General features: G+C 66.5%; 20 protein-coding genes. 18 read left to right on the top strand and 2 right to left on the bottom strand.

All coding sequences use genetic code 11. The annotated features are described in order from the left end of the window. The first annotated feature begins 19 nt into the window (after positions 1-19). Positions 20-793, top strand: a complete 774-nt coding sequence (gene map / locus ACYVRU_RS08515; RefSeq protein WP_223900907.1) for a type I methionyl aminopeptidase — start codon at positions 20-22, stop codon at positions 791-793. 2 nt (positions 794-795) lie between these two features. Here map and ACYVRU_RS08510 read toward each other — a convergent pair whose 3' ends face one another. Further along, positions 796-2,409: a CTP synthase gene (locus ACYVRU_RS08510; protein ID WP_223900906.1), complete on the bottom strand. Its 1,614-nt coding sequence runs from the start codon at positions 2,407-2,409 to the stop codon at positions 796-798. 647 nt (positions 2,410-3,056) lie between these two features. Here ACYVRU_RS08510 and ACYVRU_RS08505 point away from each other — a divergent pair. The 4 genes from ACYVRU_RS08505 (at position 3,057) to ACYVRU_RS08490 (ending at position 7,053) form a co-directional block, all read left to right on the top strand. Continuing rightward, the gene (locus ACYVRU_RS08505) at positions 3,057-3,545 is read left to right on the top strand and encodes a DUF1269 domain-containing protein (protein ID WP_114549101.1); all 489 of its coding nucleotides are present in this window, start codon (positions 3,057-3,059) and stop codon (positions 3,543-3,545) included. Positions 3,546-3,768: 223 nt separating this feature from the next. Continuing rightward, positions 3,769-5,250 carry a DUF1846 domain-containing protein gene (locus ACYVRU_RS08500; protein ID WP_461186022.1) on the top strand — a complete coding sequence of 494 codons (1,482 nt, stop codon included), beginning with the start codon at positions 3,769-3,771 and terminating at the stop codon, positions 5,248-5,250. Between the two features lie 3 nt (positions 5,251-5,253). Next, on the top strand, positions 5,254-6,021 hold the full coding sequence (locus tag ACYVRU_RS08495; protein WP_461186021.1) for a trimeric intracellular cation channel family protein: 768 nt from the start codon (positions 5,254-5,256) through the stop codon (positions 6,019-6,021). Between the two features lie 3 nt (positions 6,022-6,024). Beyond that, positions 6,025-7,053, top strand: coding sequence for an asparaginase (locus ACYVRU_RS08490; protein WP_223900905.1), 1,029 nt, complete (start codon positions 6,025-6,027; stop codon positions 7,051-7,053). Here ACYVRU_RS08490 and ACYVRU_RS08485 read toward each other — a convergent pair. Further along, the gene (locus ACYVRU_RS08485; RefSeq protein WP_223900904.1) at positions 7,050-7,973 is read right to left on the bottom strand and encodes a site-specific tyrosine recombinase; all 924 of its coding nucleotides are present in this window, start codon (positions 7,971-7,973) and stop codon (positions 7,050-7,052) included. The two genes, ACYVRU_RS08490 and ACYVRU_RS08485, sit on opposite strands and share 4 nt — an antisense overlap. Before the next feature lie 451 nt (positions 7,974-8,424). Between ACYVRU_RS08485 and ACYVRU_RS08480 the strand changes: the two genes are divergently transcribed. The 13 genes from ACYVRU_RS08480 to ACYVRU_RS08420 all read left to right on the top strand — a co-directional run bounded on the left by ACYVRU_RS08480 (position 8,425) and on the right by ACYVRU_RS08420 (position 24,165). After that, positions 8,425-8,901: a division/cell wall cluster transcriptional repressor MraZ gene (locus tag ACYVRU_RS08480; RefSeq protein WP_022740289.1), complete on the top strand. Its 477-nt coding sequence runs from the start codon at positions 8,425-8,427 to the stop codon at positions 8,899-8,901. 18 nt (positions 8,902-8,919) lie between these two features. Further along, positions 8,920-9,876: a 16S rRNA (cytosine(1402)-N(4))-methyltransferase RsmH gene (gene rsmH, locus ACYVRU_RS08475; protein WP_223900903.1), complete on the top strand. Its 957-nt coding sequence runs from the start codon at positions 8,920-8,922 to the stop codon at positions 9,874-9,876. Positions 9,877-9,981: 105 nt separating this feature from the next. After that, positions 9,982-10,542, top strand: coding sequence for a cell division protein FtsL (locus ACYVRU_RS08470; protein WP_117285284.1), 561 nt, complete (start codon positions 9,982-9,984; stop codon positions 10,540-10,542). 4 nt (positions 10,543-10,546) lie between these two features. Then, positions 10,547-12,454 carry a peptidoglycan D,D-transpeptidase FtsI family protein gene (locus tag ACYVRU_RS08465; protein WP_461186020.1) on the top strand — a complete coding sequence of 636 codons (1,908 nt, stop codon included), beginning with the start codon at positions 10,547-10,549 and terminating at the stop codon, positions 12,452-12,454. A 15-nt stretch (positions 12,455-12,469) separates the two neighbouring features. Next, complete coding sequence (locus ACYVRU_RS08460; RefSeq protein WP_461186019.1) at positions 12,470-13,960, top strand: UDP-N-acetylmuramoyl-L-alanyl-D-glutamate--2,6-diaminopimelate ligase; 1,491 nt, start codon at positions 12,470-12,472, stop codon at positions 13,958-13,960. Between the two features lie 15 nt (positions 13,961-13,975). Next, complete coding sequence (locus ACYVRU_RS08455) at positions 13,976-15,478, top strand: UDP-N-acetylmuramoyl-tripeptide--D-alanyl-D-alanine ligase (RefSeq protein ID WP_418380706.1); 1,503 nt, start codon at positions 13,976-13,978, stop codon at positions 15,476-15,478. Further along, positions 15,478-16,524: a phospho-N-acetylmuramoyl-pentapeptide-transferase gene (mraY, locus tag ACYVRU_RS08450; RefSeq protein WP_114549109.1), complete on the top strand. Its 1,047-nt coding sequence runs from the start codon at positions 15,478-15,480 to the stop codon at positions 16,522-16,524. The genes ACYVRU_RS08455 and mraY overlap by 1 nt, the downstream gene beginning before the upstream one ends. A 20-nt stretch (positions 16,525-16,544) precedes the next feature. Continuing rightward, a complete protein-coding gene (gene murD / locus ACYVRU_RS08445) occupies positions 16,545-18,011 on the top strand; it encodes a UDP-N-acetylmuramoyl-L-alanine--D-glutamate ligase (protein WP_173112445.1) in 1,467 nt (488 codons plus the stop codon). A gap of 4 nt (positions 18,012-18,015) precedes the next feature. Beyond that, entirely contained in the window at positions 18,016-19,362 is a 1,347-nt protein-coding gene (locus tag ACYVRU_RS08440; protein WP_269434847.1) for an FtsW/RodA/SpoVE family cell cycle protein, read from the top strand. A 4-nt stretch (positions 19,363-19,366) separates the two neighbouring features. Further along, entirely contained in the window at positions 19,367-20,467 is a 1,101-nt protein-coding gene (gene murG / locus ACYVRU_RS08435) for an undecaprenyldiphospho-muramoylpentapeptide beta-N-acetylglucosaminyltransferase (RefSeq protein WP_302012441.1), read from the top strand. Positions 20,468-20,513: 46 nt separating this feature from the next. Further along, the gene (gene murC / locus ACYVRU_RS08430; protein WP_452040568.1) at positions 20,514-21,902 is read left to right on the top strand and encodes a UDP-N-acetylmuramate--L-alanine ligase; all 1,389 of its coding nucleotides are present in this window, start codon (positions 20,514-20,516) and stop codon (positions 21,900-21,902) included. A gap of 9 nt (positions 21,903-21,911) precedes the next feature. Beyond that, positions 21,912-23,060 (top strand): UDP-N-acetylmuramate dehydrogenase, encoded by a 1,149-nt coding sequence (murB, locus tag ACYVRU_RS08425; protein ID WP_461186018.1) that lies wholly within the window; start codon positions 21,912-21,914, stop codon positions 23,058-23,060. Further along, the gene (locus ACYVRU_RS08420) at positions 23,053-24,165 is read left to right on the top strand and encodes a cell division protein FtsQ/DivIB (RefSeq protein WP_231699598.1); all 1,113 of its coding nucleotides are present in this window, start codon (positions 23,053-23,055) and stop codon (positions 24,163-24,165) included. Before murB ends, ACYVRU_RS08420 begins: the two co-directional genes overlap by 8 nt. The last annotated feature ends 162 nt before the right edge of the window (positions 24,166-24,327 follow it).

Genomic DNA, 24,327 nt, shown 5'->3' with positions numbered 1-24,327 from the left:
AACGAGAAAGCGTGATTCCATGGCAGTGAAGTTGAAGTCTCCGGCTCAGATCGAGGCCATGAAGGAGGCGGGCCGCGTGTCGGCGCTGGCGCTGCGGCGTGTGGGCGAGGCGGTCGAGCCCGGTATCACCACCGCCGAGCTGGACGCCATCGCCGAGAAGGTCATCCGCGCCGAGGGCGGCATTCCCGCCTTCAAGGGCTACGGCGGCTTCCCCGGCTCCATTTGCGCCTCGGTGAACGATGCCGTCGTGCACGGCATTCCCTCGAGGAAGCTCGTCCTGCGCGAGGGGGACATCATCTCCATCGACACCGGCGCCATCGTGGACGGCTGGGTGGGCGACAACGCCTGGACGTACCCGGTGGGGAAGGTGGCGCCCGAGGTGCAGCGCCTGCTCGAGGTGGGGGAGCGCTGCATGTGGGAGGGGCTCGACAACGCACGTCCCACCAAGCGCCTCGGCGACATCGGGCATGCGGTGCAGTCGCTGGCCGAGGCGGCCGGCTACTCGGTGGTGCGCGACTATGTGGGCCACGGCATCGGCCGCGAGATGCACGAGGATCCGAACGTCCCGAACTTCGGGCGTCGTCGCACGGGGTTGAAGCTTCTGCCGGGCATGGTGCTCGCCATCGAGCCCATGGTGAATGCGGGCACTCGCAAGGTGAAGCAATGCTCTGACGGCTGGCTTGTGCGCACTCGCGACGGGAAGCCCTCGGTGCACTTCGAGAAAACCGTCGCCATCACCGAGGACGGCCCGGTCGTCCTCACCGCCGAGGAGGGGCATCCGCGGCCCGTGTAGGCTTATGCCTCTTTGCGCTCGTTGGCGGCCTCCACGAAGGCGCGGAACAGGGGATGGGGGTTAGTGGGGCGGCTCTTGAACTCGGGGTGGGCTTGGCTGGCGACGAAGAAGGGATGGTCGGGCAGCTCGATCATCTCCACCAGGCGCTCGTCGGGGGAGAGGCCCGAAATCACGAGACCCCCTTCCACAAGGGCGTCGCGATAGGCGTTGTTCACCTCGTAGCGGTGGCGGTGGCGCTCGTAGACGATGGGCTCGCCGTAGGCCGCCGCCGCGCGGGTGCCGGGCACCACCTTGCAGGGATAGGCCCCCAGGCGCATGGTGCCGCCCTTGTCTTCCACGTCCTCCTGCTCGGGCATGAGGTCGATGACGAAGGGCGTCCCCTCCGGCGCCGCATCGGCGAACTCGGCGGAGGTGGCGCCTTCCAAACCGCACACGTCGCGGGCGAAGGAGCAGACGGCCGCCTGAAGCCCCAGGCAGATGCCTAGAAACGGCACATTGTTCTCGCGGGCGTAGCGGGCGGCGGCGATCTTGCCCTCGAAGGCGCGGGCGCCGAAGCCGCCCGGCACGAGGATGCCGTCCATGGCGCCGAGCACTTTCTCAGCGTTCTTGTCGGTGAGCTCCTCGCCGTCGATGAGGTGCACGTTCACGTGGCGCCCCGCCGCGATGCCGGCGGCCACGAGCGCCTCGTTGATGGAGAGGTAGGCATCCGGCAGGCTCACGTACTTGCCCACCACGGCGATGTCCAGATCGCCCGAACAGGCGTCCTTCGCCTTCAGGAAGGCGCGCCAGGGAGCGAGCTTTATCTTGCGGGGCGCGAGTCCCATCTTCGCCAGGGCTGAGATGTCGAATCCCTGCTCGTAGAGGCTGATGGGTACTTCGTAGATGGACGGCGCATCGGGGCAGGCCAGCACGTCGTCGGTATCGACGTCGCAGAACAGCGCGATCTTCTCGCGCACGCCGTCGGTGATCTCGTGATCGGACCGGCACACGATGAAGTCGGGCTGCACGCCTAAGGATCGCAGCTCCTTCACGGAGTGCTGGGTGGGCTTGGTCTTCACCTCGTGGGCCGCGGCGATATACGGCACGAGCGTCACGTGGACGAACAGCACGTTGCCCGGGCCAGCCTCCTTCTTGAACTGGCGCGCCGCCTCGATGAAGGGCAGGCCCTCGATGTCGCCGATGGTGCCCCCGATCTCCGAGATGACGATGTCGGCACCGGACTGCTCGGCCGCGCGGCGGATCCGCTCCTTGATGGCCTCGGTCACGTGCGGGATGACCTGCACGGTGCCGCCGAGGAAATCGCCGCGGCGCTCGCGGGCGATGAGCGTCTGGTAGATGGAGCCCTGGGTGAAGTTGCTCTCGCGGGAGAGGTTCTCGTCGATGAACCGCTCGTAGTGGCCGAGATCCAAATCGCCCTCGTGGCCGTCCTCGGTGACGAACACCTCGCCGTGCTGGAAGGGGCTCATGGTGCCCGGGTCCACGTTCAGGTACGGGTCCATCTTCTGCATGGTCACCTTGTAGCCGCGGGCCTTCAGAAGCTGGCCGAGCGAAGCGGCGGTGATGCCCTTGCCCAGCGACGAGACGACGCCTCCGGTAACGAAGATGTGCTTGGCCATACGAGTCTCCTTATCATTGCGAGCGAATCTCTTGCCATGGGGCAGCGCGCCTGTTGCGGGCTCCGGGCATAAAAAATGCGCCCGAAGCCGCGCGCCCGCGCAACTTCCCAACGCTTATCCAGCATAGCCCCGAAATGTTTCCAACAGGAAACGGATTTACAGGGTATTTCTTCTGCCGTGGCTTTCTTATGTTGCTTCAGTCCCACGGCTTCTCGCGTCTTTCCGAATTCCCATGGCTTTCCTCCCGCGTCGCGGGCCTTTCCTGTGTTGGAGAGCGCTTTGTCCTCCATTTTTTTGGATTTCCCGAAGTAGGTGCCAGTTGAGGGTCGAAATGGCAAGGAACAGCTGCCAGTTGGGGACCGAAATGGCAGAAATTGCCAGTTGAGCCCAGAAATGGCCGGACGAACGAGGGGGCTTCGTGCCATTTCGGGGTCGAACTGGCATTTTCTCACGGAAATTCGAAAACGGCTCGGACGAAGGGTGAGCTCCGCTCTCGGGGTTTAGAGCCGCGGGGCATGGAGGGATAGGTGACGCGGCGTTGACTGAATGGGGGAGGGGCGGCAACGGCGAGCCCTCCGCGCGAAAAAGGCGAGCGGGCTTTCTTTACAGTGAGGGAGTCGCTGATACATCAGAGAAAGGACGCACTCATGTCAACTTTGCTTGTTCTGGGGTACCCCACGGAGGATAAGGCCAAGCAGGCCTACCAGGAAGTCTTGAATCTCGACAACGATCTTATCGTGAACCTGCAGTCGGTCGCCGTGGTGGCCAAGCGCGACAACGGCAAGTTCGATGTGGTCACGCCCGGCCAGCCCATTGGCAACTCCACCGTGTGGGGACTGTTCTGGGGCATGCTGTTCGGCCTTATCTTCCTTATTCCCTTCTGGGGCGCGGCCATCGGCGCCGGGCTGGGAGCCATCACCGGGTTCTTCGTGAAGCGCGGCGTGGACGAGGATTTCCAGAACCGCGTGCGCAATCTGCTGACCGAAAAGGACGAGGCCGCCGTGTTCATGGTGGTGAACGAGATGACCGAGGACAAGTTCGTCGACGCCATGCGCCCCTTCGGCGGCGACGTGCTGCAGACTTCTCTTTCCATCAAGGACGAGGAAGAACTCAAGTGCGAGCTGGGCAAGTGCTAACCACTTCCTTCCGCGTGAATCGTTGATTCGATGCGCCGGCCCTGTGCCGGCGCTCTTTGTATGTGCCCGGCCGGGGCCTCTCTGCGGTGTCTGTGCAGAAGCGGCGAACGTGGTGATTTCGCGGCGACGGCGATGGGCCCTGCGCTATACTGAATCGGTTATCGGGGCGCTGCCAGCGAGTGGCGCCGGTGGTGGGATCTCGGTCGTCAAAGGAGTGTCGCCCATGCGCGAAGGTTTCGACAACGACAAGTACATCGAGTTGCAGGCGGAGCGCATCCGCGAGCGCATCAACCAGTTCGGTGGCAAGCTGTACCTGGAATTCGGCGGCAAGCTCTTCGACGACTACCATGCCTCCCGCGTGCTGCCCGGCTTCAAGCCTGACACGAAGATCTCCATGCTGCAGTCGATGAAGGACGAGGTGGAGATCGTCATCGCCATCAACGCCAACGATATCGAGCGCTCGAAGGTGCGCGGGGACTTGGGTATCACCTACGATGAGGACGTGCTGCGCCTCATGGACATCTTCCGCTCCATGGGATTCAAGGTGGGCTCGGTCGTCATCACCCGCTATGCCAACCAGCCCAACGCCGACCTGTTCCGCCGCCGCCTCACGGCCATGGGCATCACGAGCTATCTGCACTATCCCATTCCGGGGTACCCCAACGACATCGATCGCATCGTTTCGGATGAGGGCTTCGGCAAGAACGAGTACATCGAGACCGAACGTCCGCTCGTGGTGGTGACGGCTCCCGGTCCGGGCTCGGGCAAGATGGCCACCTGCCTCTCGCAGCTCTATCACGAGCACAAGCGCGGGGTCACCGCCGGCTATGCGAAGTACGAGACGTTCCCCATTTGGAATTTGCCGCTCACCCATCCGGTGAACATCGCCTATGAGGCGGCCACGGCCGATCTGGACGACGACAACATCATCGATCCCTTCCATCTGGAGGCCTATGGCGAGACCACGGTGAACTACAACCGCGACGTGGAGATCTTCCCGGTGCTGCGCGCCACGATGGAGCGCATCTCCGGCGCATGTCCGTACCAGTCGCCCACGGATATGGGCGTGAACATGGCGGGGCTTGCTATCTCCGACGACGCCGTGTGCCGCGAGGCGGGCAACAACGAGATCGTGCGCCGCTATTTCCAAACGGCCGAGGAGATCAAACGCACGGGCGTGGGCGAGGCGGCCCTGAAGAAGATCGAGCTTTTGATGAACCAGGCGGGCATCAACCAGAACCTCTCGCCGGCCCGCTCCGCGGCGCTGCTGAAGGAGGAGACCACCGGAGGCCCCGCCGGCGCCATGGTGCTGCCCGACGGGCGCGTGGTCACGGGCAAGACGGGCAATTTGCTCGGCGCGGCGTCGGCTCTGCTCATGAATGCGCTCAAGGGTGTCTCGGGGGTCGACGACGAGCTGTACGTCATCTCCGACGACGTGCTGGAGCCCATCTGCCACTTGAAGACCGCCCATCTGCGCAGCCACAATCCGCGCCTGCACTCCGACGAGACGCTGCTGGCGCTGTCCATCTCCTCGGTGCACAACCCGCTGGCGGAGAGGCTCATCGACAACGTGGACAAGCTGCGCGGCTGCGACGCCTACTTCTCGGTCATCATTTCGGCGGCCGACGAGAAGCTCTACCGCACGCTCGGCATCAACGTGTGCTGCGAGCCGAAGTACGAGCAGCATCGCTACTACCACAAGTAAGCCATGGAGCAGCTCTTCGCCGGGGGAGGCGCCCTGCAGGTGCCCTTCGGGGCCGACTTCTTCAGCGTCGCCGTGGGCGTTCTCACCGGGGCCATCTTCGCCTGCGATCGCAAGCTGGACATCGTGGGCACCATTGTGCTGGGGCTCGTGACGGCCTACGGCGGCGGCATCATCCGCGATCTGCTGCTGCAGGATCACGGGGTCTACTTCATGGAATATCCCGAGGTCATCCTCATATGCATCTGCCTGGCGGTGTTCGTGTTCTACTTCCGGGGGCTGTTTCGCCACACGGGCCAGGTGCTGTTCTTCGCCGACGCGCTCTCGGTGGCCCTGTTCGCCCTGGCCGGGGCCAACAAGGCCTTCGCTTGCGGGGAGGGCTTCGTGATGGTGGTCATTTTGGGCGCGCTTACCAGCGTGGGCGGCGGCGCTCTGCGCGATATCTCGGTGGGGGAGACGCCGGGCGTGTTCCAGCGCTCGAACTTCTACGCGGTGGCCGGATTCGGCGGCGCGTTCGTGTTCGCGGCCATGGCTTTCGCGAAGGCACCGCTTGTGCTGGCGGCGACAGCCTGCGTGTTCACCGTGGTGTTTCTGCGCTACCTGTCGGTGTACTACGATTGGAAGACCTCCGACGAGGCCGACCTCACGCCGAAGGTGGCCCGTGGCGCGCGAACGGCCAAGCACTTCTGCGCCGAGCTGTTTCGCCGCGCCACCCTGCATCGCAAGAAGGAGCCCGCTACCCGCGCCTCGTGGTTTCGCCATCGAAAGGATTAGCTTATGCAACCGCGCATTCTCATCGTGTACACCGGGGGCACCATCGGCATGACCGAGGATCTCTCCACCGGTGCGCTCGTGCCCTTCAGCTTCGATCATCTGATGAAGAACGTACCGAAGATCGGGCGTCTCGGCTTTAACCTCGATCACGTGGAGATGAACCCGCCTATCGATTCCTCGAACATGAACCCGGCCTGCTGGGCCCGAATAGCGCGTGCGATCGCCGACCGTTACGAGGACTTCGACGGCTTCGTCGTGCTGCACGGCACCGACACCATGGCCTACACCGCCTCGGCGCTCTCGTTCATGCTGCCCGGTCTGGCCAAACCGGTGGTGCTCACGGGAAGCCAGCTGCCCATCGGCGAGATCCGCGAGGACGGCACCGAGAACCTCATCACGGCGCTGCAGATCGCCGCGGCCCGCACCGAGGCCGGCGCACCCATGGTGCAGGAGGTGACCATCTCCTTCGGGCGCCATCTGTGGCGCGGCAACCGCGCGACGAAGGTCAGCTCCACGAACTTCGGCGCCTTCCAATCGTTCAATTATCCGCCCTTGGCCGACATGGACCTGCACATTGTGTTCCGCGAGCGCCTGCTCGCCCGGCCCGCTGCGGGAGGGTCGCTGGCGCCGGCGCTTTCCATGGACGATGCGGTGTCGGTGGTGTTTCTGTATCCCGGCATCACCGAGGCGGTGCTGCGGCCCCAGCTGGAATCGAAGGCCGTGAAGGCCGTCGTGCTGCGCACGTTCGGCGCCGGCAACGCGCCCACCGAGTCGTGGTTCACCGAGCTTATCACCGATACGGTGCGCGCGGGAAAGGTGGTCGTGAACGTGACCCAGTGCCCTGCGGGCGGTGTGGAGGAGAAACGCTACGCCACCGGCGACGCTCTGGCGCGCTCCGGCGTCGTGTCCGGTTACGACATGACCTGCGAGGCGGCCCTCACCAAGCTCATGCATTTGTTCGGCCAGGGCCTCACGGCGGCCGAGGTGGCCGCCGCCGTGGCGCGCCCCCTCGCCGGGGAGATGACGGTCTAGATATTCATTTTGTCGCGGGGATGGGCGTGGGCGTATTCCTCGTGGAGGTGGGTGCGGTCGAGGTGCGTGTACACCTGCAGCGTGGACATGTCGGCGTGGCCCAGAATTTCCTGCAGTACGCGCAGATCGGCGCCGCCCTTCAGCATGTGGGTGGCAAACGAGTGGCGCAGGGTGTGGGGGTGCAGATCGTAGCGGCCGATGACGCGGCCGGCCTTGCGCGCCAGGTTGAAGACGCTCTGGCGCCCGAGGCGGCCGCCCCGCTGGTTCAGGAACACCGCAGCCGTGGCATCGGCGGTCGGGTTGGCGGCCGCGCGCGCGAGGGCCGGGCGCCCTTCGGCCAAATACCGGCGCAGCGCGCGCTCGGCCGCGCCGGCAATGGGCACGATGCGCTCCTTGGACCCCTTGCCGAACACGCGCAGGAAGCCGTCGTCGAAGTTGACGGCCTCCATGTCGAGCCCCACGGCCTCGCTGGCGCGCAGCCCGCAGCCGTAGAGCACTTCCAGAAGCGCCCGGTCGCGCAAGTCGCTCGGCCGGGTGCCCACGAAGGCGTCCAGCATCTCGCCCACTTTCTCGATGGAAAGCACGTCCGGCAGCCGGTCGGCGGCCTTGGGAATGTCCACGGCGTCGGCCGGGTTCGCATCGGTGAGCCCCTCGCGCACGAGGAACCGGTGGTAGCCGCGCACGGCGGAGATGCGCCGGCGCACGGTGGTGACGGCGAGGTTCTGCTCCATGAGGCTGCGCTCGAAGGCGGCCACCTTCTCGCGGTCGATGTCGCCGAAGCCCTCCACGCCCTCGCCGTCGAGGAAGGCGAGGTAGTCCTCCAGATCGCGTCGGTAGGCCTCGGCCGTGCGCGGCGATGCCCCGCGCTCGATGCGCAGATGGGACAAGTACTCGTCCAGGGCGTTCTCTAATTCGAACACGGGGCTCCTTCTCTCGGGAGATCTTCCGACTTCTCGCTGCGCCTCCGGTCGGGGCGGCGCAGGACTCGGCGCAGGGTGCGCGAGCCTCATTGTAGCCGCTCAGCGCCCGTCTTGGCGCGCCTCTTCAAATCTCGTTCACAGGTGGCGCGTGCGCGGGTACATGCCCCACCGCGCCCCACCATCCCCATGGGTCGGGCATATCTAGTGGCCATTGTGCGCAATACCTCAATACGAATACAAGATATGGGAAATACTCTCATTTTCCTTTGGTTACCCTTCCATATCTTGAGGATGACAAGTGGGGCGAAAATAGGGCAAAAGTGGGAGAAAATGTTGCGAAGTGGGGCATTATGGGGTAATATGCGTGCTGTGGAAAACGACCGAGCGGGATTTCGAAACGCACTCCAAACGAAATCAAATCCCCCTCAAAACGCAGCACGGAAAGGAACACGTGGCCGCCACTGCCGACACCGAAGGGACAAGCGAGCTGCCCCAACATGGGGTAGATCTCAACGGCGAGTTCCATTTCAAGGTCGACGGCAAAGGTCGCATGGCCCTTCCCGCGAAGTTCCGCAAGGTTCTTTCCAAAGATCTCGTGGTGACGCCGGAGCTGACCAACGAGTGCGTGTACGTGTTCGAGACGCCCGATTTCAACGAATGGGTCGAGAAGCTGTTCATCGACCGGTTCGGCGAGTACAAGGAGTCCGACCGCGAGCACGTCAAGCTTCGCCGCGTGCTGAAGAGCCGCGCCCGCGATGTCGAGGTGGACGCCTCGGGGCGCATCATGCTGTCCCCGGAAGTGCGCGCCGCCGTCGGCATCGACAAGGAAGTCGTGGTCGTGGGCAACACGGGCCGCTTCGAGATCTGGGACGCTGACCGCTTCAAGGCCATGAGCGACGAAGTCGATCTGGGGCTGTTCTACAGCTAGGCGGAAAGCGAGCGAACCGTGACAAGCGAATACCGGCACATACCCGTTCTTCTCACCGAATGCATCGACGCCCTCGACCTTCCGGACCATCCGGTGTTCGTGGACGCCACGCTCGGCTTCGCGGGGCACTCCTTCGAGGCGGCCAAGCAATTGGGCCCAGGCGGCCTGCTCATCGGCATCGACCAGGACGAGGTGGCGCTCACCGAGGCCGCCGCGAAGCTGGAAACGATACCTGCGGGCGATCGTCCCGAACTCGCGCTTCTGCGCGGCAACTTCGGCGACCTCGATGAACTGCTCGCGAGTTGCGAGATCCCCGGCATCGACGCGATACTGTTCGATCTGGGCGTCTCGTCGGTGCAGATAGACACGCAATCACGTGGCTTCTCCTTCAAGGAGAACGGCCCCCTCGACATGCGGATGGATCCGGGGAAACAAACCCTAACCGCAGAAGAGATCGTCAACACCTACAACGCAGCAGATCTCACTCGGATCATTCGCAGTTACTCGGACGAGAAGTGGGCGAGCCGCATCGCGGACTTCATCGTGAAGGCGCGGGCGGACGCTCCGATAACCGAGAGTGGTCAGCTGGTCGATGTGATCAAGGCGGCCATACCCGCCTCGGCGAGGCGCGCGGGGGGACATCCCGCCAAGCGCACCTTCCAAGCCCTTCGGATTGAAGTCAACTCGGAGCTGACCGTTCTGCGTCGCGGCCTTGATGCGGCGGTCCGCTGGCTCAATCCGGGCGGCATCATCGCGGTGATCAGCTACCACTCTTTGGAAGACCGCATCGTGAAGGACACCTTCGCGGCATTCGCGAACCGATGCACCTGCCCGCCGGACATTCCGGTGTGCGTGTGCGGAAAGCAGCCGGTACTCGATCTTATCACCCGCAAGCCTCTGCTGCCGACGGCGGAGGAAATCGAGCGGAACCCCCGCTCGCGCAGTGCCAAGCTGCGCGTGGCGCACAAGCGCTAGGGGAGTCGCCCGACAAGAGAACAAAAGCAAGCCCGAGGACGCTGTCATCGGGCTTGTTAAGCCTTAATGGACGCTTGAGCCGCAGAATGAGTGAGGAGGGCCAAGATGAGCGCCGCATCATATTCGCGCACGTCGCGCCCCCGCACCGACCGCGTCTCTTACGGTCGCTCCTCCGCCGGACGCGCCGGCGCTGCCTCCGGCTACCGCGGCGCCCGCTACGTCTCCTCGTCTCTGGCCGAGGAACTCTCCTTCGAAGAGGCGCCCTCCATCTCGGTGGTGCCCGGTGCCGGTCGCCGCGCCCGGAGCGAGGGCATCTCGACGGCCGCGCTTTCCCTGGCGAAGGCCTGCGCCGTCATCTGCATCGTCATAGCGCTCATCGCCATGGCCCGCGTGGCCATCACCTCGGCTGCCGCTTCCTGCGCGCTTGAGACGCGCTCGCTGCAGACGAGCATCGAGACCGCCCGGGCCGAGGGCAACGAGCTTGAGGTGTCCCAGAGCGTGCTGGCGAACCCCTCGCGCATCAAGGCCCAGGCCACGGCCCTCGGCATGGCGGCCCCGGCCCCCGAATACAGCGAGCAGATCACGCTGTCTCCCGATATCGTCGCCACCGATGGCGCCGGCAGCCTGTCGCTGTCGGAGTCGGTGGCGCGCATGAAGGGGCTCTAATCCCATGGAACGCTACCGCTACCCCGACAAAAGCGGCCGCGGCGGCCGCGCCGATGCCTCGCGCACCGGGCGCGTCCGCGGACGCGCCTTCGACGAGCCCCGGCGCGCCTCCTCGCGCACGGGTCGGGCCTCGGCCTCCTCGCAGGGTCGTGGCTTTGCAGGCGGCAACCGGTCCGGCCGCCCCTCGGGGCGCGCGGGCGCCGCTCGTCCGGGCCGCCCAGGCGTGGGCGCCGCCATCGACGCGGCCATGCCGACGGTCTCCGGGCGCGCCAAGGTGCTGCTGCTGGCTTTCGCCGCCATAGCGGCCGTGTTCTTCCTGCGCTTGGTGTTTCTGCAGGTCATCGTATCGGATCAGTACTCGGCCATGGCCGAGGAGTCCCGCACGGTCAGCTTCGAGACGACGCCGCGCCGCGGCACCATCTACGACCGCAACGGCATCGTGCTGGCTACCTCGGTGGAGGCCACCACCATCTACGCGAACCCCGTGGAGGTGACCGATGCAGCGGCCGAGGCGGCGTCTCTGGCCTCGGTGCTCGGGGGAGATGCGGCCGACTACCGCGAGCTTCTGTCCACTCCTTCCACCACCTTCGTCTACATCAAGCGCCAGGCCGACGTGGAAGTGGCCGATAAGGTCAAAGAACTCAAGCTGGACGGCGTCTACTTCATCGCCGACACCCGCCGCGAGTACCCCAACGGCTCCATCGGCGGCCAGGTCATCGGCTACTGCAACGTCGACGGCGAGGGCATCACCGGCCTCGAGCTGCAGTACAACGACATCCTTTCCGGCACGCCGGGCACCTACACCGCCGAGCGCGGCGAGCAGGGATTCCCCATTCCCGGCGGCGTGAAGGAGGAGACGCCGGCCGTCAACGGCCAGGACATCATGGTCTCCCTCGACATCAAGCTGCAGGACACCGTGGAACAGGCGCTCGCCGAGGGCGTGAAGGACCTGGAGACCGAGGAGGGCTCGTCCATCGTCATGGACGCCGCCACCGGCGAGATTTACGCCGCATGCTCGTTGCCCTACATGAACCCGGCCGACATGTCCTCGTCGCAGGTGGGCAGCGAATCGGTGAAGGCCATCACCCAGGCCTACGAGCCCGGGTCCACCTTCAAGTCCGTCTCGGCGCTCACCATCCTGGAGCAAGGCACCATGGGCCCCGAGGACACCATGTTCTGCCCGAGCTCCATCTCCGCCGACGACTACGACGTCTCCGACTCCCACGAGCGCGACGGCGAGACCTACTCGCTGCGCGAGATCCTGAACCACTCGTCGAACGTGGGCATCTCGCTGGCCACGGAACAGGCGGGCTTCGACAAGCTTTACGACAACATCAAGCGCTTCCACTTCACCGAGCCCACCGGCGTGGACTATCCCGGCGAGGCGGGCGGCAACGTGCTCGACTTCGACAACTGGGCCAAGATAACCGGCTACAACGTGAGCTTCGGCCAGGGCATCGCGGTGACGCCGCTGCAGATGGTGCGCTTCTACAGCGCCATCGCCAACGACGGGACGCTCGTGACCCCGCACTTCCTCATCTCGAAGCCCCAGAGCGGGGAGGTGGCCGAATGGGAAAGCGAGGAGACGGGCGTCGATGAAGCGGTGCTCGCCGATATGCGCTCGATGCTGCGCTCGGTGGTCACCGACGGCACGGGAGCCGCCGCCGACATCGAGGGCTACGAGGTCTGCGGCAAGACGTCCACGGCGGAAATCGCCTCGGAAGAGGGCGGCTACAAGAAGGAAGTCTACAATATCGGCTTCTGCGGCTTCATTGACAACTCGTCAAGCAATTTAGTTTGTTTTGTAGGAGCCAACGAGGTTTACGCCATGCGCCAGACCACGCAGATCTTCAACGATATAATGGAGAATGCTGTCAAGCAGTACAACATTACTTCGATGCCGTCGAATTAGAGGAACGATACCGTTATGACCAAGACCTGCTCAGAGCTCTTCCAAGGGATGGATTGCACTATCATCGGCAACGGGAACGAGGAGGTGGCAGGGCTGGCGTTCCGCAGCGACGAGGTTCGCCCGAACGATATGTTCTTCTGCATCGTCGGCACCGTCGTCGACGGCCACTCCTTCGCCCAGGACGCCATCGACCGCGGGGCCACCTCGCTGGTGGCCGAGCGCAAGGTGTACCTGGCCGACGCCACCGATGTCACCGAGGTCGTCGTCTCCGACTCGCGCAAGGCCATGGCCTACGCCTCGGCGAACTACTACGACAACCCCTCCCGGGCCTTCTCGCTCGTGGGCATCACGGGCACCAACGGCAAGACCACCACGACCTATCTGGTGGAGCACATCGCGAGCGTGGCCGGCAACCGCTGCGGCGTCATCGGCACCGTGGGCAACAAGATCGCCGGCGTCATGGAACACGCCGAGCGCACCACGCCGGAGTCGCCCGACCTGCAGAAGCTGTTCGCACGGATGCGCGACGCGGGCTGCACCGTGGTGGCCATGGAGGTGAGTTCGCACGCGCTCGATCTGCGCCGCACCTGGGACACCGACTTCGCCGTGACGGCGTTCACGAACCTCACCCAGGACCACCTGGACTACCACCACACCTTCGACGACTACTTCGAGGCCAAGGCGCTTCTGTTCTCGAAGGACTACCCGGCTCGCCGCGTCATCTCCATCGACGGCTCCTGGGGGCGCGAGCTTTTGCGCCGCTGCACCGCGGCCGGCGACGAGGTCATCACCACGGGATTCGACGTCTCCGCCCAGATCCATCCGGTGGAGGTCACCTACGAGGCCGCCCGCACCAAGGCGGTGCTCGAGGTGCGCGGGACGCGCATCGCGGTGGAGTACCCGCTCGTGGGGCGCTTCAACGTGGAGAACGTCATGACGGCCTTCGGCTGCGCGTTGGCCTTAGGGATTCCGACCCAGATCATCGCCGAGGCCCTGGCCACCATGCCGGCGGTTCCCGGCCGCCTGGAGCGCGTGCGCCCTGCGGTGGACGCACCGGTCTCCGTCTACGTGGACTACGCCCACACCCCCGACGCGCTCACCAAGGCCATCGCCTCCATCAAGGAGCTCTCGGGCGGACGCACCATCGTCGTCTTCGGCTGCGGCGGCAACCGCGACGCCACCAAGCGCCCCATCATGGGAGCTGCGGCGCTGGCCGCCGACTACGCCGTGGTGACGAGCGACAACCCGCGCCACGAGGAGCCCGATGCCATCATCGCCGATATCGTGGCGGGTATGGAAGACGCCGAGCGCTTCACCGTGGAGCCCGATCGCCGTAGTGCCATCGCGGCCGCCATCGCGCTCGCACGCCCGGGCGATGCCATTCTCGTGGCCGGCAAGGGCCATGAGGACTACCAGCTCGTGGGCGATGAAGTGCTCTCCTTCGACGACCGCGTTGTGGCGGCCGAGGAGTTGGAGCGCGCCTTCGGCGGTGCGTGTTCGGACTAGGCGAAAGGACTCGGCGTGCGCCTCAACGCAAAACAAATCGCAGCATACACCGGCGGCCAGTTCCTTGTAGACCCCATCGACGCCAGCGCCCTCATGACGGGCATCACCTGGGATTCGCGGGAAGTGCGCCCGGGCTGGCTCTACGTGGCCCTGCCCGGCGAGCGCGTCGACGGGCATCAGTTCGTGGAGGCCGCCCTACGCGCCGGCGCCGCGGGCGCGCTGGTCACCGATGGCCCCTCGCAATCCTGCGCCCTTTTGGCCCGGGAGCTGGGGGCCGCCATCATCGAGGTGCCCAACACCGCCTCGGCCATCACCGACCTGGCCCGGGCCTGGCGCTCCCATTTGCGGGGCCGCGTCATCGGGCTGACCGGCTCGGTGGGCAAAACCACCACCAAGAACCTCACCCGGGACGTGTGCGCCGCCTACGGCAGCGTGGTGGCCACCAAGGCCAATCAGAACAACGAGCTGGGCGTTCCCCGCACATTGCTCAACGCCGATCCGGAGACGGCCGTGGTCGTCGTTGAGATGGGCATGCGCGGCCGCGGGCAAATTGCCGAGCTGTGCGATTTCGTGCGGCCGGTGTGGGGCCTTATCACCAACGTGGGCGAGAGCCACATCGAGCTTCTGGGCAGTCGGGAGAACATCGCCCGGGCCAAGTCCGAGCTCTTCGAGGCCCTGCCCGCCGGTGTGGGCCGCGCCTTCGCCAACCTGGACGACGACTTCGCCGCCTTTATGGCCGAGCGCGGACGCCTGTCCGAGCGCTCTGTGGCCCTCTCAGGCTTCGCCGGGCATCCCGATGCGGCCCTCCGCGGGGCGCTCGAGCGCGAGAGCGCCGCTTGCGATCAGGCGGTCTGGGCCGAGGACGTGTCGCTGGACGCCGAGGGCCGCCCCCGCTTCACCCTGTGCGCCCGCGATGCCGCCGACCACGACGACGGCGCCCTATTCGCCACCGTGGAACGCGTGCCCTGCGCGCTCTCCCTCACCGGCGCCCACAACGTGGACAACGCCTGCGCCGCCGCCTCGGTGGGCTTCGCCTTGGGGCTCGATTTGGCCACCATCGCCGCCGCGCTGGGAGCGTCGGTGCCCGAGCCGGGGCGCCAGGAAATCATCGCCGCCCGCGGCGGCTTCACGGTCATCAACGACGCCTACAACGCGAGCCCCGATTCCATGCGCGCCTCGCTCGCGACCTTCGCCGCCACGGACGTGGCCGGCCGGCGCATCGCCGTGCTCGGCGACATGGGCGAGCTCGGCAGCTTCGCCCCCGCCTGCCACGAGGGCGTCGGCGCCGCCGCTGCCTCGCACCATCTCGATAAGCTCATCTGCATCGGCGAGCTGGCGCGGCATATCGCCGCAGGCGCCGAGGCCGCCGGCATGGACGCGGCGCGCATCAGCCGCGCCGACACCGTCGCCGACGTGCTGGAGGAGCTGGACGCGCTGCTCGAGCCGGGCGACGCCGTGCTCGTGAAGGCCTCGCACTTCATGGGCCTTACCCGTATCGTCGAAGGATTGGTCAACTAATGTTCTCTCTGTTCTCCGCCTACCCCACGTTCATGATCTTCCTCGGCGTGGCCATCGCCATGGTGATCACCATGGTGCTCATGCCCGCCTGGATCCGCTTTCTGAAGACGAGCCACATCGGCCAGCAGGTGCGCGCCGACGGCCCCCAGAGCCATCTGGTGAAGCAGGGAACCCCCACTATGGGCGGCGTCATCATGCTCATCGCCGTCATCGTCTTCACCTTGCTCGCCTCGGTGGGCGCCCCTACCGCGGAGCTGTGGCTTCTGCTCGGCGCCACGGTGGCCACCGGTATCCTCGGGCTCATCGATGATGCCTCGAAGGTGGCCCACGAGCGATCGCTCGGGCTCACGCCCAAGGCGAAGCTGATCGGCCAGTTTCTCATCGCTGCCGTTTTCGTGCTGGTGGCGGTGAACCTGCTCGGCATCAAGCCCACCGTGGAGATCCCGTTTGTGGCCACCCTCGATTTGGGCGTGCTCACCACGGTGGTGCCCGTGGGCGACGGCATCGCCATTCCCTGGCTCTACCTTATCTACTGCCTTATCCTGCTCGTGGGGCTCTGCAACGCCGTGAACCTCACCGACGGGCTTGACGGTTTGGCCGCGGGCACGGTCATGGTGGTCATGCTCGTCATGGCCGCCATCGCCTTCCGCGCGGGCGTGCTTGAGCCGGCCCTGTTCGCCGGGGCGCTCGCCGGCGCCTGCATCGGCTTCCTTTGGTTCAACTCGCATCCCGCCGACATCTTCATGGGCGACACCGGCTCGCTCGCCCTCGGCATGGCGCTCGGGTGCCTCGCCGTGGTGACCAAGACGGAGTTCGTCGTCATCATCATCGGCGGCCTGTTCGTGGCCGAGGCGCTCTCGGTCATGATCCAGGTGTTCTACTACAAAAAGACCAAAAAGCGCATCTTCCTCATGGCGCCTCTGCACCATCATTTCGAGAAGAAGGGCTGGTCGGAGACGAAGGTGGTCGTGCGCTTCTGGATCGTTTCGGGCATGCTGGCCGCCTGCGGCTTTGTGCTGTACTTCGCGACGACGCTGGGGGCGTAGAGGCAATGGCTAGGGAAGGCATGGAAAACGTGGAGATGATCGCCGGCAAGAAACACGCCCCGAAGAACCTCGGGCGCGTGCTTATCTTAGGGCTGGGAAAGTCGGGCACAGCGGCGGCGGAGTACTGCTTGGATGCGCTGGGCAGCCGCGTGGAGACGCTGGCCGTGGCCGCCGGCGCGCCGGGCGAGGCGGCGCTGGCCTGGGCCGAGGGCGCCCGCGAGCGCGGGGCCGTGGTGCTCTTCGACCACGAGACCATCGAAGGCGCCTACGATTTGTGCATCGCGAGCCCCGGCATTTCCGAGAACTCCCCGTTCTATCGGAGCGCCGCTGCGGCCTCCGCCGAGGTGATCAGCGAGGTGGAATTCGCCTGGCGCGAGAGCGACGCTTCCTCGAAGTGGGTCGCCATCACTGGCACCAACGGCAAGACCACTACGACCGCGCTCACCTGCCATTTGCTGCGGGAGGCGGGCATGAACGCGGCCGCCGTGGGCAACATCGGCGAGACTTGCATCGATGCGGTGGCCGCCGGGAACACCGACGTGTACGTGGCGGAGACCTCCAGCTACCAGCTGGCCTCGACGCGCCTGTTCGCGCCGGATGTGGCCGTGGTGCTCAACATCACGCCGGATCATCTTTCCTGGCATGGCAGCCTTGAGGCCTACGCCGCGGCCAAGTGGAAGGTGCTCGCCAATCTGGGCGTCAGCGGCGGTGTGGCCGTGCTCGATGCCTGCGACGACGCCGTGCGCGCGAAGATCCGCGAGCTGCGGGCCCGAGGCGGCGTTCCCTTCCGTTACATCCCTATCGGGGGCGCCTCCGGTCTCGGCGCCGACATGCGCGCCACCTGCGGCACTGGCGCCGCCGCCTTCCGCGGCGACGGCGGTCAGCTCGTCGTGGCGTGGGACGGCCGCGTCTCCGACCTCGTTTTCGTGGACGATCTCCAGATCAAGGGCGGCCACAACCAACAGAACGCCCTGGCCGCCGCCGCATGCGCGCTCGTACTGGGCGCCACGGACACGGCGGTGGGCGAGGGTCTGCTCACCTTCCGCCCCCTGGAGCATCGCATCGAGCCGGCAGGGCTCGTGGACGGCGTGGCCTGCTACAACGATTCGAAGGCCACCAACGTGGACGCCACGCTGGTGGCGCTCACCGCCTTTCTGCCGACGCGCCCCATCGTGCTGCTCGGCGGCCGCGACAAGGGCACCGATTTGGCCCCGCTCGTGGCGGCCTGCGAAGAGAACGCCCGGGCCGTGGTCTGCTTCGGCGAGGCGCGCGAGCGGTTCCTGGCGGCTTTCGCGGGCTCGGCGGTCTCCCCGGTGCTCTCTGCCGGCACGATGGAGGAGGCGCTCGATGCGGCTCTTTCCATCGCCGAGGACGGGGACGTGGTCGTGCTCTCGCCGGCCTGCGCCTCCTTCGACGAGTTTAGCTGCTTCGAGGAGCGGGGCGACGTGTTCAAGCGCCTCGTGGCCGACCGGGCCGGGAAGGCCTAGGCCTTTGAGCCGCTCCTCCCGACATAGCGAGACGTCCGCGGGCCCCTCCAGTCAGGGGCCTCGCGTTCTGCTGCTTCTGTGTGTGCTGGCGCTTGTGCTGGTGGGGCTCGTCATGGTGTATTCCGCCTCCATGGTAAAGGCGCTGGATGCCGGCAAGCCGGCGACGGACTTCTTCACCGACCAGCTCCTATATGTGGTTTTTGGCGCGGCCTGCGCCCTCTTCTTGTGGAAAGTCGTGCCCTACCGCTTCTGGGTGGGGCCGATTGTATGGGCCGTGTGGGCCGTGGCCGTGGCGCTCATCTTCGCCGTGTGGCTCGCTGGCACCGACCATTACGGCGCCCAGCGCTGGCTCTATATCGGGCCTGTCGGGCTGCAGCCCTCGGAGTTCTGCAAGATCGCCTTCATCCTGGTGGCCGTGCGCCTCGTCGTCGATTGGCGGGCGGGGCTCGTGGAGAGCCGGGCCACCATGGTGCGCGCTCTCATCTTCATCATCGCCCCCATCGCGCTCATGTACCGCACCCAGTCCGATTTGGGTACTACGGCCATCTGCTTCGTGGGCATTCTCGCCGTCATGTGGATGGGCGGGGTATCGCGCCGGGTCATCTTCGCCTGTCTGGGCGTGGCCGTGCTCGGCGGTCTCGTGGCCATCTTCGGCACCGGCTACCGTTCCGACCGCCTCGTGTTCATGGATCCGTGGAACGACGGGGAGGGCGGCTACGGCACCGGCTACAACATCATCCGCTCCTACTACGCGCTGGCCGAGGGCGGTATCTTCGGCGTGGGGCTCGGCAATTCCCATGAGAAGTTCCAGTACCTGTTCGCCTCGGAGAGCGACTTCATCTTCGCCGTCATCGGCGAGGAGCTGGGGCTTGTGGGGGCGCTCTTCGTCATCGGGCTGTTCTTCTGCGTGCTGTATGCGGGGCTCGCCATCGCCGAGCGGGCGGCCGACGACATCGGTGCCATGATCGCCGGCGGTGCCACGGTGATGCTCGTGTTCCAGGCGTTCCTGAACATCGCCTGCGTCATCGGCGTGTTTCCCACGACGGGAAAGCCGCTGCCCTTCATCTCCTCGGGCGGCACGTCTATGATCGCCTCGTTCATCTTGGTGGGGCTCGTGCTCTCCGTGTCCGCGGCGCCGGCCGCCCCGTCCGTCTACGAGCAGCGCCGGGCCGATCTGCGCCTCGTGCGCCGGGAGCCGGCGCCCCCTGCGCCGTCGGGCCGAACGCGGTCGGGGGAGTCTTTGCGCTCGCGTTCCGCGGGCGCCTCGAGTCGTAGCGGATCCGGTCGCATCGATGCTTCGGCCCGATCCCGCTCCGCGCGCCCATCTAACCGTTCCAATTACAGGAGGTAAGCTCATGCTGGCCGTTCTTTCCGGCGGAGGCACCGCCGGGCATATCAACCCCGCCCTCGCTCTGGCCGACGAGCTGGTAAGCCGCGGCTGGGACGTGCGCTTCGCCGGCACCCCCGGCGGGGTGGAGTCGCGCCTCGTGCCCGCCGCCGGCATCCCGTTCACGGCCTTCGAGGCCTCAGGGTTCGACCGATCGCATCCGGCCTCCCTCGCGAAGGGCGTGGCGAAGATCGCCGCCTCCACGGGCAAGGCGAAAAAGTGGTTTGCCGACATCAAGCCCGACGTCGTCGTGGGTTTTGGCGGGTACGTGTGCATTCCCGTGGCCCGGGCGGCCGAGAAGACCGGCGTGCCCGTGGTGCTGCACGAGCAGAATTCCGTGGCGGGTATGGCAAACAAGTATCTGGCCCGGCGGGCTGACGCCGTCTGCGTGACCTACGAGTGCTCGGCGGAGAGCCTGGGCGCGGCCGCGCCGGTCACCGTGACGGGCAATCCCGTGCGCCGTTCGGTCATCGAGGCCGATCGCGCCGCGGGCCGGGCGCTGTTCGACCTTGCCGAGGATGATTTCATGCTGCTCGTCTTCGGTGGGTCTTTGGGCGCGCGCCACATCAACGAGGCCGTCGTCGCCCTGAAAGACGAGCTGCTCGCGCGCCCGAACCTGCACATCGTGCACATCACGGGCCCCAAGGAGCTGGATGCGGTGACCGAGGCGCTGGCGCTCACGGATGACGAGGCGCGCCGCTGGCACCTTCTGGGCTACCAGGATCGCATGGGGGAGACTTTGGCCGCGGCCGACGCCATCGTGTCGCGCGCCGGGGCCACCTCGCTTGCGGAGATTTCCGCGCTGGCCATTCCGGCCCTGCTCGTGCCCTATCCCTTCGCCACGGCGGACCATCAGACCACCAACGCCCGCGCGTGGGTGGAATCGGGCGCCGCGTTCATGATGCCCGACGACGAGCTGGGAAGCGACGAGTTCAAAGCCAAGCTCTTCGCGCTCATCGACGACGCGTCGGTGCGCGAGGGCATGGTCGCGGCGGCCCGGGCCCAGAAGACCGGCGAGGCGGCGGCCGCCTTGGCAGATGTTGTGGTCGGCGTCGCCACGGCGCGCTGATGCTTTACAATAGCGGGATTGCAACGAGGACGAAAGGCGAGGCGACGTGAATAGCGAACAAGAGCAGCTTCACTTTATCGGGGTCGGCGGCGTCGGCATGAGCGGCATCGCCCGGGTCGCCCACGACCAGGGCATGGCCGTGTCGGGCTCGGACATCAAGGAGAGCCGCTACACCAAGCAGCTGCGCGATGCGGGGGTCACCGTGTTCATCGGCCAGGACGGCGCGAACATCCCCGACGGCGACGTGACGGTGGTCGTCTCCACGGCCATCCTGGAGAACAACCCCGAGCTCATCGAGGCGCGCCGGCGCAACCTTCCCATCGTGCACCGCGCCCAGATGCTCGCTCGCCTCGGGCGCGATCTGGACACGCTGGCCGTGGCGGGCACCCATGGGAAGACGACGACCTCTTCCATGCTCGCCAGCACGCTGGACGCCATGGGCTACGATCCCACCTTCCTCATCGGCGGCATCGTGCGGGCCTACGGCACCAACGCCCATTCCGGGCGCGGCCGCTCCTACGTGGTGGAGGCCGACGAGTCCGACAAGTCCTTCACCTACCTCTCCCCGGCGGCGGCCATCGTCACGAACATCGAGGCGGATCACCTGGACCACTACGAGGGACTCGAGGAGATTTACGCCCAGTTCGCCGCGTTCCTTTCCGGGGTGCGAGAGGGCGGTCCCATCGTCGTGTGCGGCGATGACCCGAAATTGGTGGAAGTGGCCCGCGGCATCGGGCGCACCGTGACCACCTACGGCTTTTCCGAGGACTGCGACGCCCGCATCCTGGCCACGGAGGCCCAGGGCGTGGGCACCCGCTTCACCCTGCGGCTGCCCGACGGGCGCGTGGTGGCCAGCCGCATCAAGCAGAACCCGGGCCTGCACAACGTCTCCAATGGTGCCGCGGTGCTGACGCTCATCTCGCTTCTGGGCCTCGATGTCGATCTGGCGGCCGAGAAGCTGCAGGAGTTCGCCGGCGTTCGTCGCCGCTTCGACCTTATCGGCGAGGCCGGCGGGGTCACGGTGGTGGACGACTACGCCCATCACCCCACGGAGATCGCCGCCACCATCAAGGCGGCCAAGGCCCTGGATTTCAACCGTGTGCACGTGCTGTTCCAGCCGCACCGCTATTCCCGCGTCGCCCTGTTCACCGATATCATGCGCGACGAGTTCGGCAGCGCCTTCGATGAAGCGGACACCGTCACCTTCATGGACGTGTACTCCGCCGGCGAGGCGCCGGTGCCGGGCGTTACCGGCAAGACCTTCTTGAACGTGGTCACCGACCATGGGCATCCCCATGCCGTCTTCGTGCCGCGCCGCATCGACACGGTGCCCCATATGCTGGAAGTGGCCGAGCCCGGTGACCTCGTCATCACCATGGGCGCGGGGGACGTGACCGCCATCGCGCCACAACTTGTGGACGAACTGGGCCGCTAAGGGAGCCCCATGGCCCGTCACGCCTCGCCCGTACAATCGCTGCTTGTGGACGACCGCTTCGACGGCGACGTCTACGCCCACGAGCCCTTAAGTCGCCACACCACCTACCGCATCGGAGGTCCGGCGCGCTTCTTCGTGCGCGCGAATTCCGTGGGGGCGCTCACGGGGCTGGTGGACGTCTGCGCGGCCGAGGGCACGCCTTGGGTCGTGCTCGGCCGCGGCTCCAATGTGCTCGTGGCCGATGCGGGATTCGCCGGCGTGGCCATTGTGCTCGGCCGCGACTTCCGCACCCTGCGCTTCGATGATGACCGCTTTATCGTGGGCGCGGGCGCCTCGCTCTCTGCAGTGGTGCAGGAGGCCTTCAAGCGCGCTATCGGCGGTTTCGAGTTCGCCGTTGGTACTCCGGGTACCGTGGGCGGCGCCCTGCGCATGAACGCCGGCACGGCCGACGAGTGGATAGGCCAGCGCGTCGTCTCCGTCACCACCTACCGGCCCGGGCGCGGCCTGGCCCGACGACGCGGCGACGAGATCTCCTGGGGCTACCGCGCGAGTTCCTTTGCGCCGGACGAGGTGATTCTGGAATGCGAGCTGGCCGCCGAGGGCGCCGATCCCTATCGGGTGCGCGACAAGATGGAGGGCAACCTCGCCCGGCGCAAGGGCTGCCAGCCGCTTTCCGAGCCCACCTGCGGCAGCGTGTTCAAGAACCCCGAGGGTGCCTCGGCCGGGCGCCTCATCGAGGGGGCGGGATGCAAGGGCGCCGAGGTGGGCGGTGCGAAAGTGTCCGAGCTGCACGGCAACTTCATAGTGAACCGCGGTGGCGCCACGGCCGCCGATGTGCGCGCTCTCATGGAACAGGTGCGCGCGACCGTGCTCGCGAGCGCCGGCGTCGAGCTTGTGCCCGAGGTGCGCATGCTGGGCTTCGACGAAGATTTCCCGAGTGCGCGCGGTGCCGACGAGGCATTTGGCGACGAGTGCGCGCGCGGTGCCGCTGGCGAGACTGCTGGCACGGGCGCGAGCGTTGCCTCTACGGCGGGCTCCGCGCCTTCTACCGGCGAGCGCGGCACGCCTTCCGCTGACGCGGCCGCTGGCGAGACTGCTGGCGAGGCTGGCGCGCTTTCCACAGTCGAGGGGCGCGACGAGGACGGTCGCCGTGGCTAGGAGATCGAGCAACCGCAACGTCTCGGTTCCCCGGGGCTCCACCTCGCGGGGGAGTGCGCGCGGAGGCGTTTCGCGCAGCGCCTCGCCGTCGCGGCGCCCCGCGTCGGCCCCGATGCGCCCGGCTTCGTCCCGACCTGCCCCGTCCGTGCGCCCGACCTCGCGCGCACATTTCGGCTCGGCGGCATCTTCGGCGGCCGGCCGCTCTGCCGGCGGTCGCGCCTCGGGCGCGCGCCCCGCGCCCCGCACGGTGACGACATCGGTGCGCCTGGGGGACTTGCCCGCGTCTCGTGGCGACCGCCGCGCGCCGGCGGCCCGGGCCATCGCCCGCCCGAAGCGCTCCGGCGCCTTCAAAGCCTTTATCGTGGCGCTTGTGCTCGTCTGCGTGCTGGGCATCACCTATGCGGCCCTCTATTTCAGCGGGGCCTTCGCCATCACGTCGGTGAAGGTCAACGGCGCCGACCACCTCACCAACGACGAGATGGCCATCCTCGCCGCCGTGCCTCAGGGTACGACGCTTCTGAACGTGGACACGTCTTCGGTGGCCAACAGCGTCGACCGCGACGCCTGGGTCGCCGACGTGTCCGTGAACCGCATCTTCCCCGATACGCTGGAGATCAACGTCACCGAGCGCGAGATCGCCGCCATCGTGGAAGTGGCGGCCGACAACGCGAAGGTCACCCAGATGTGGGCCATCGCCTCCGACGGCATGTGGCTCATGGAGATTCCCGCCCGCGATTCCGAACTTGGTGCCACCATTTCTCCGCAGATCTACGAGGACGCCGACCGGGTGCTGCATATCACCGGCGTGCCTTTCGGCCTCACGCCCGAGGTGGGCACCTACTGCGCCGACGGCAACGTGAACAACGCCCTGGCCATCTTGGACGGCCTTTCCACGGAACTTGCCGAGCAGGTAAAGACGGTGACGGCCACCGACGCCGCCTCCACGTGCCTGACCTTGGACAACGGCATCGAGATCGCCTTCGGCACCGCCGAGGATATCCGCGACAAGGAACGCATCGTCCTGCAGATCATGGCCGACAACCCCGGCAAAGTCTCCTACATCAACGTCCGCGTCCCCGACCGCCCCACCTGGCGCGCCGTCTAGGAGGTTTCGCTCGCCCTACGGGACGAACGTCCCTGCCGACGCTGCGCGCCCGACAGGCACCGGTTGGCTTCTCCCTGACTTCCTCGGGCGAAACCGTGAGCGATCTTTCCCGTAGGGGGCGACCTTGGTCGCCCCTCCCAACCGCGTCTACCGAGCAGGTGT

It is taken from the genome of Adlercreutzia sp. CNCM I-6216 (assembly GCF_977113345.1).
This window is presented reverse-complemented; position numbering and strand designations above follow the sequence as displayed.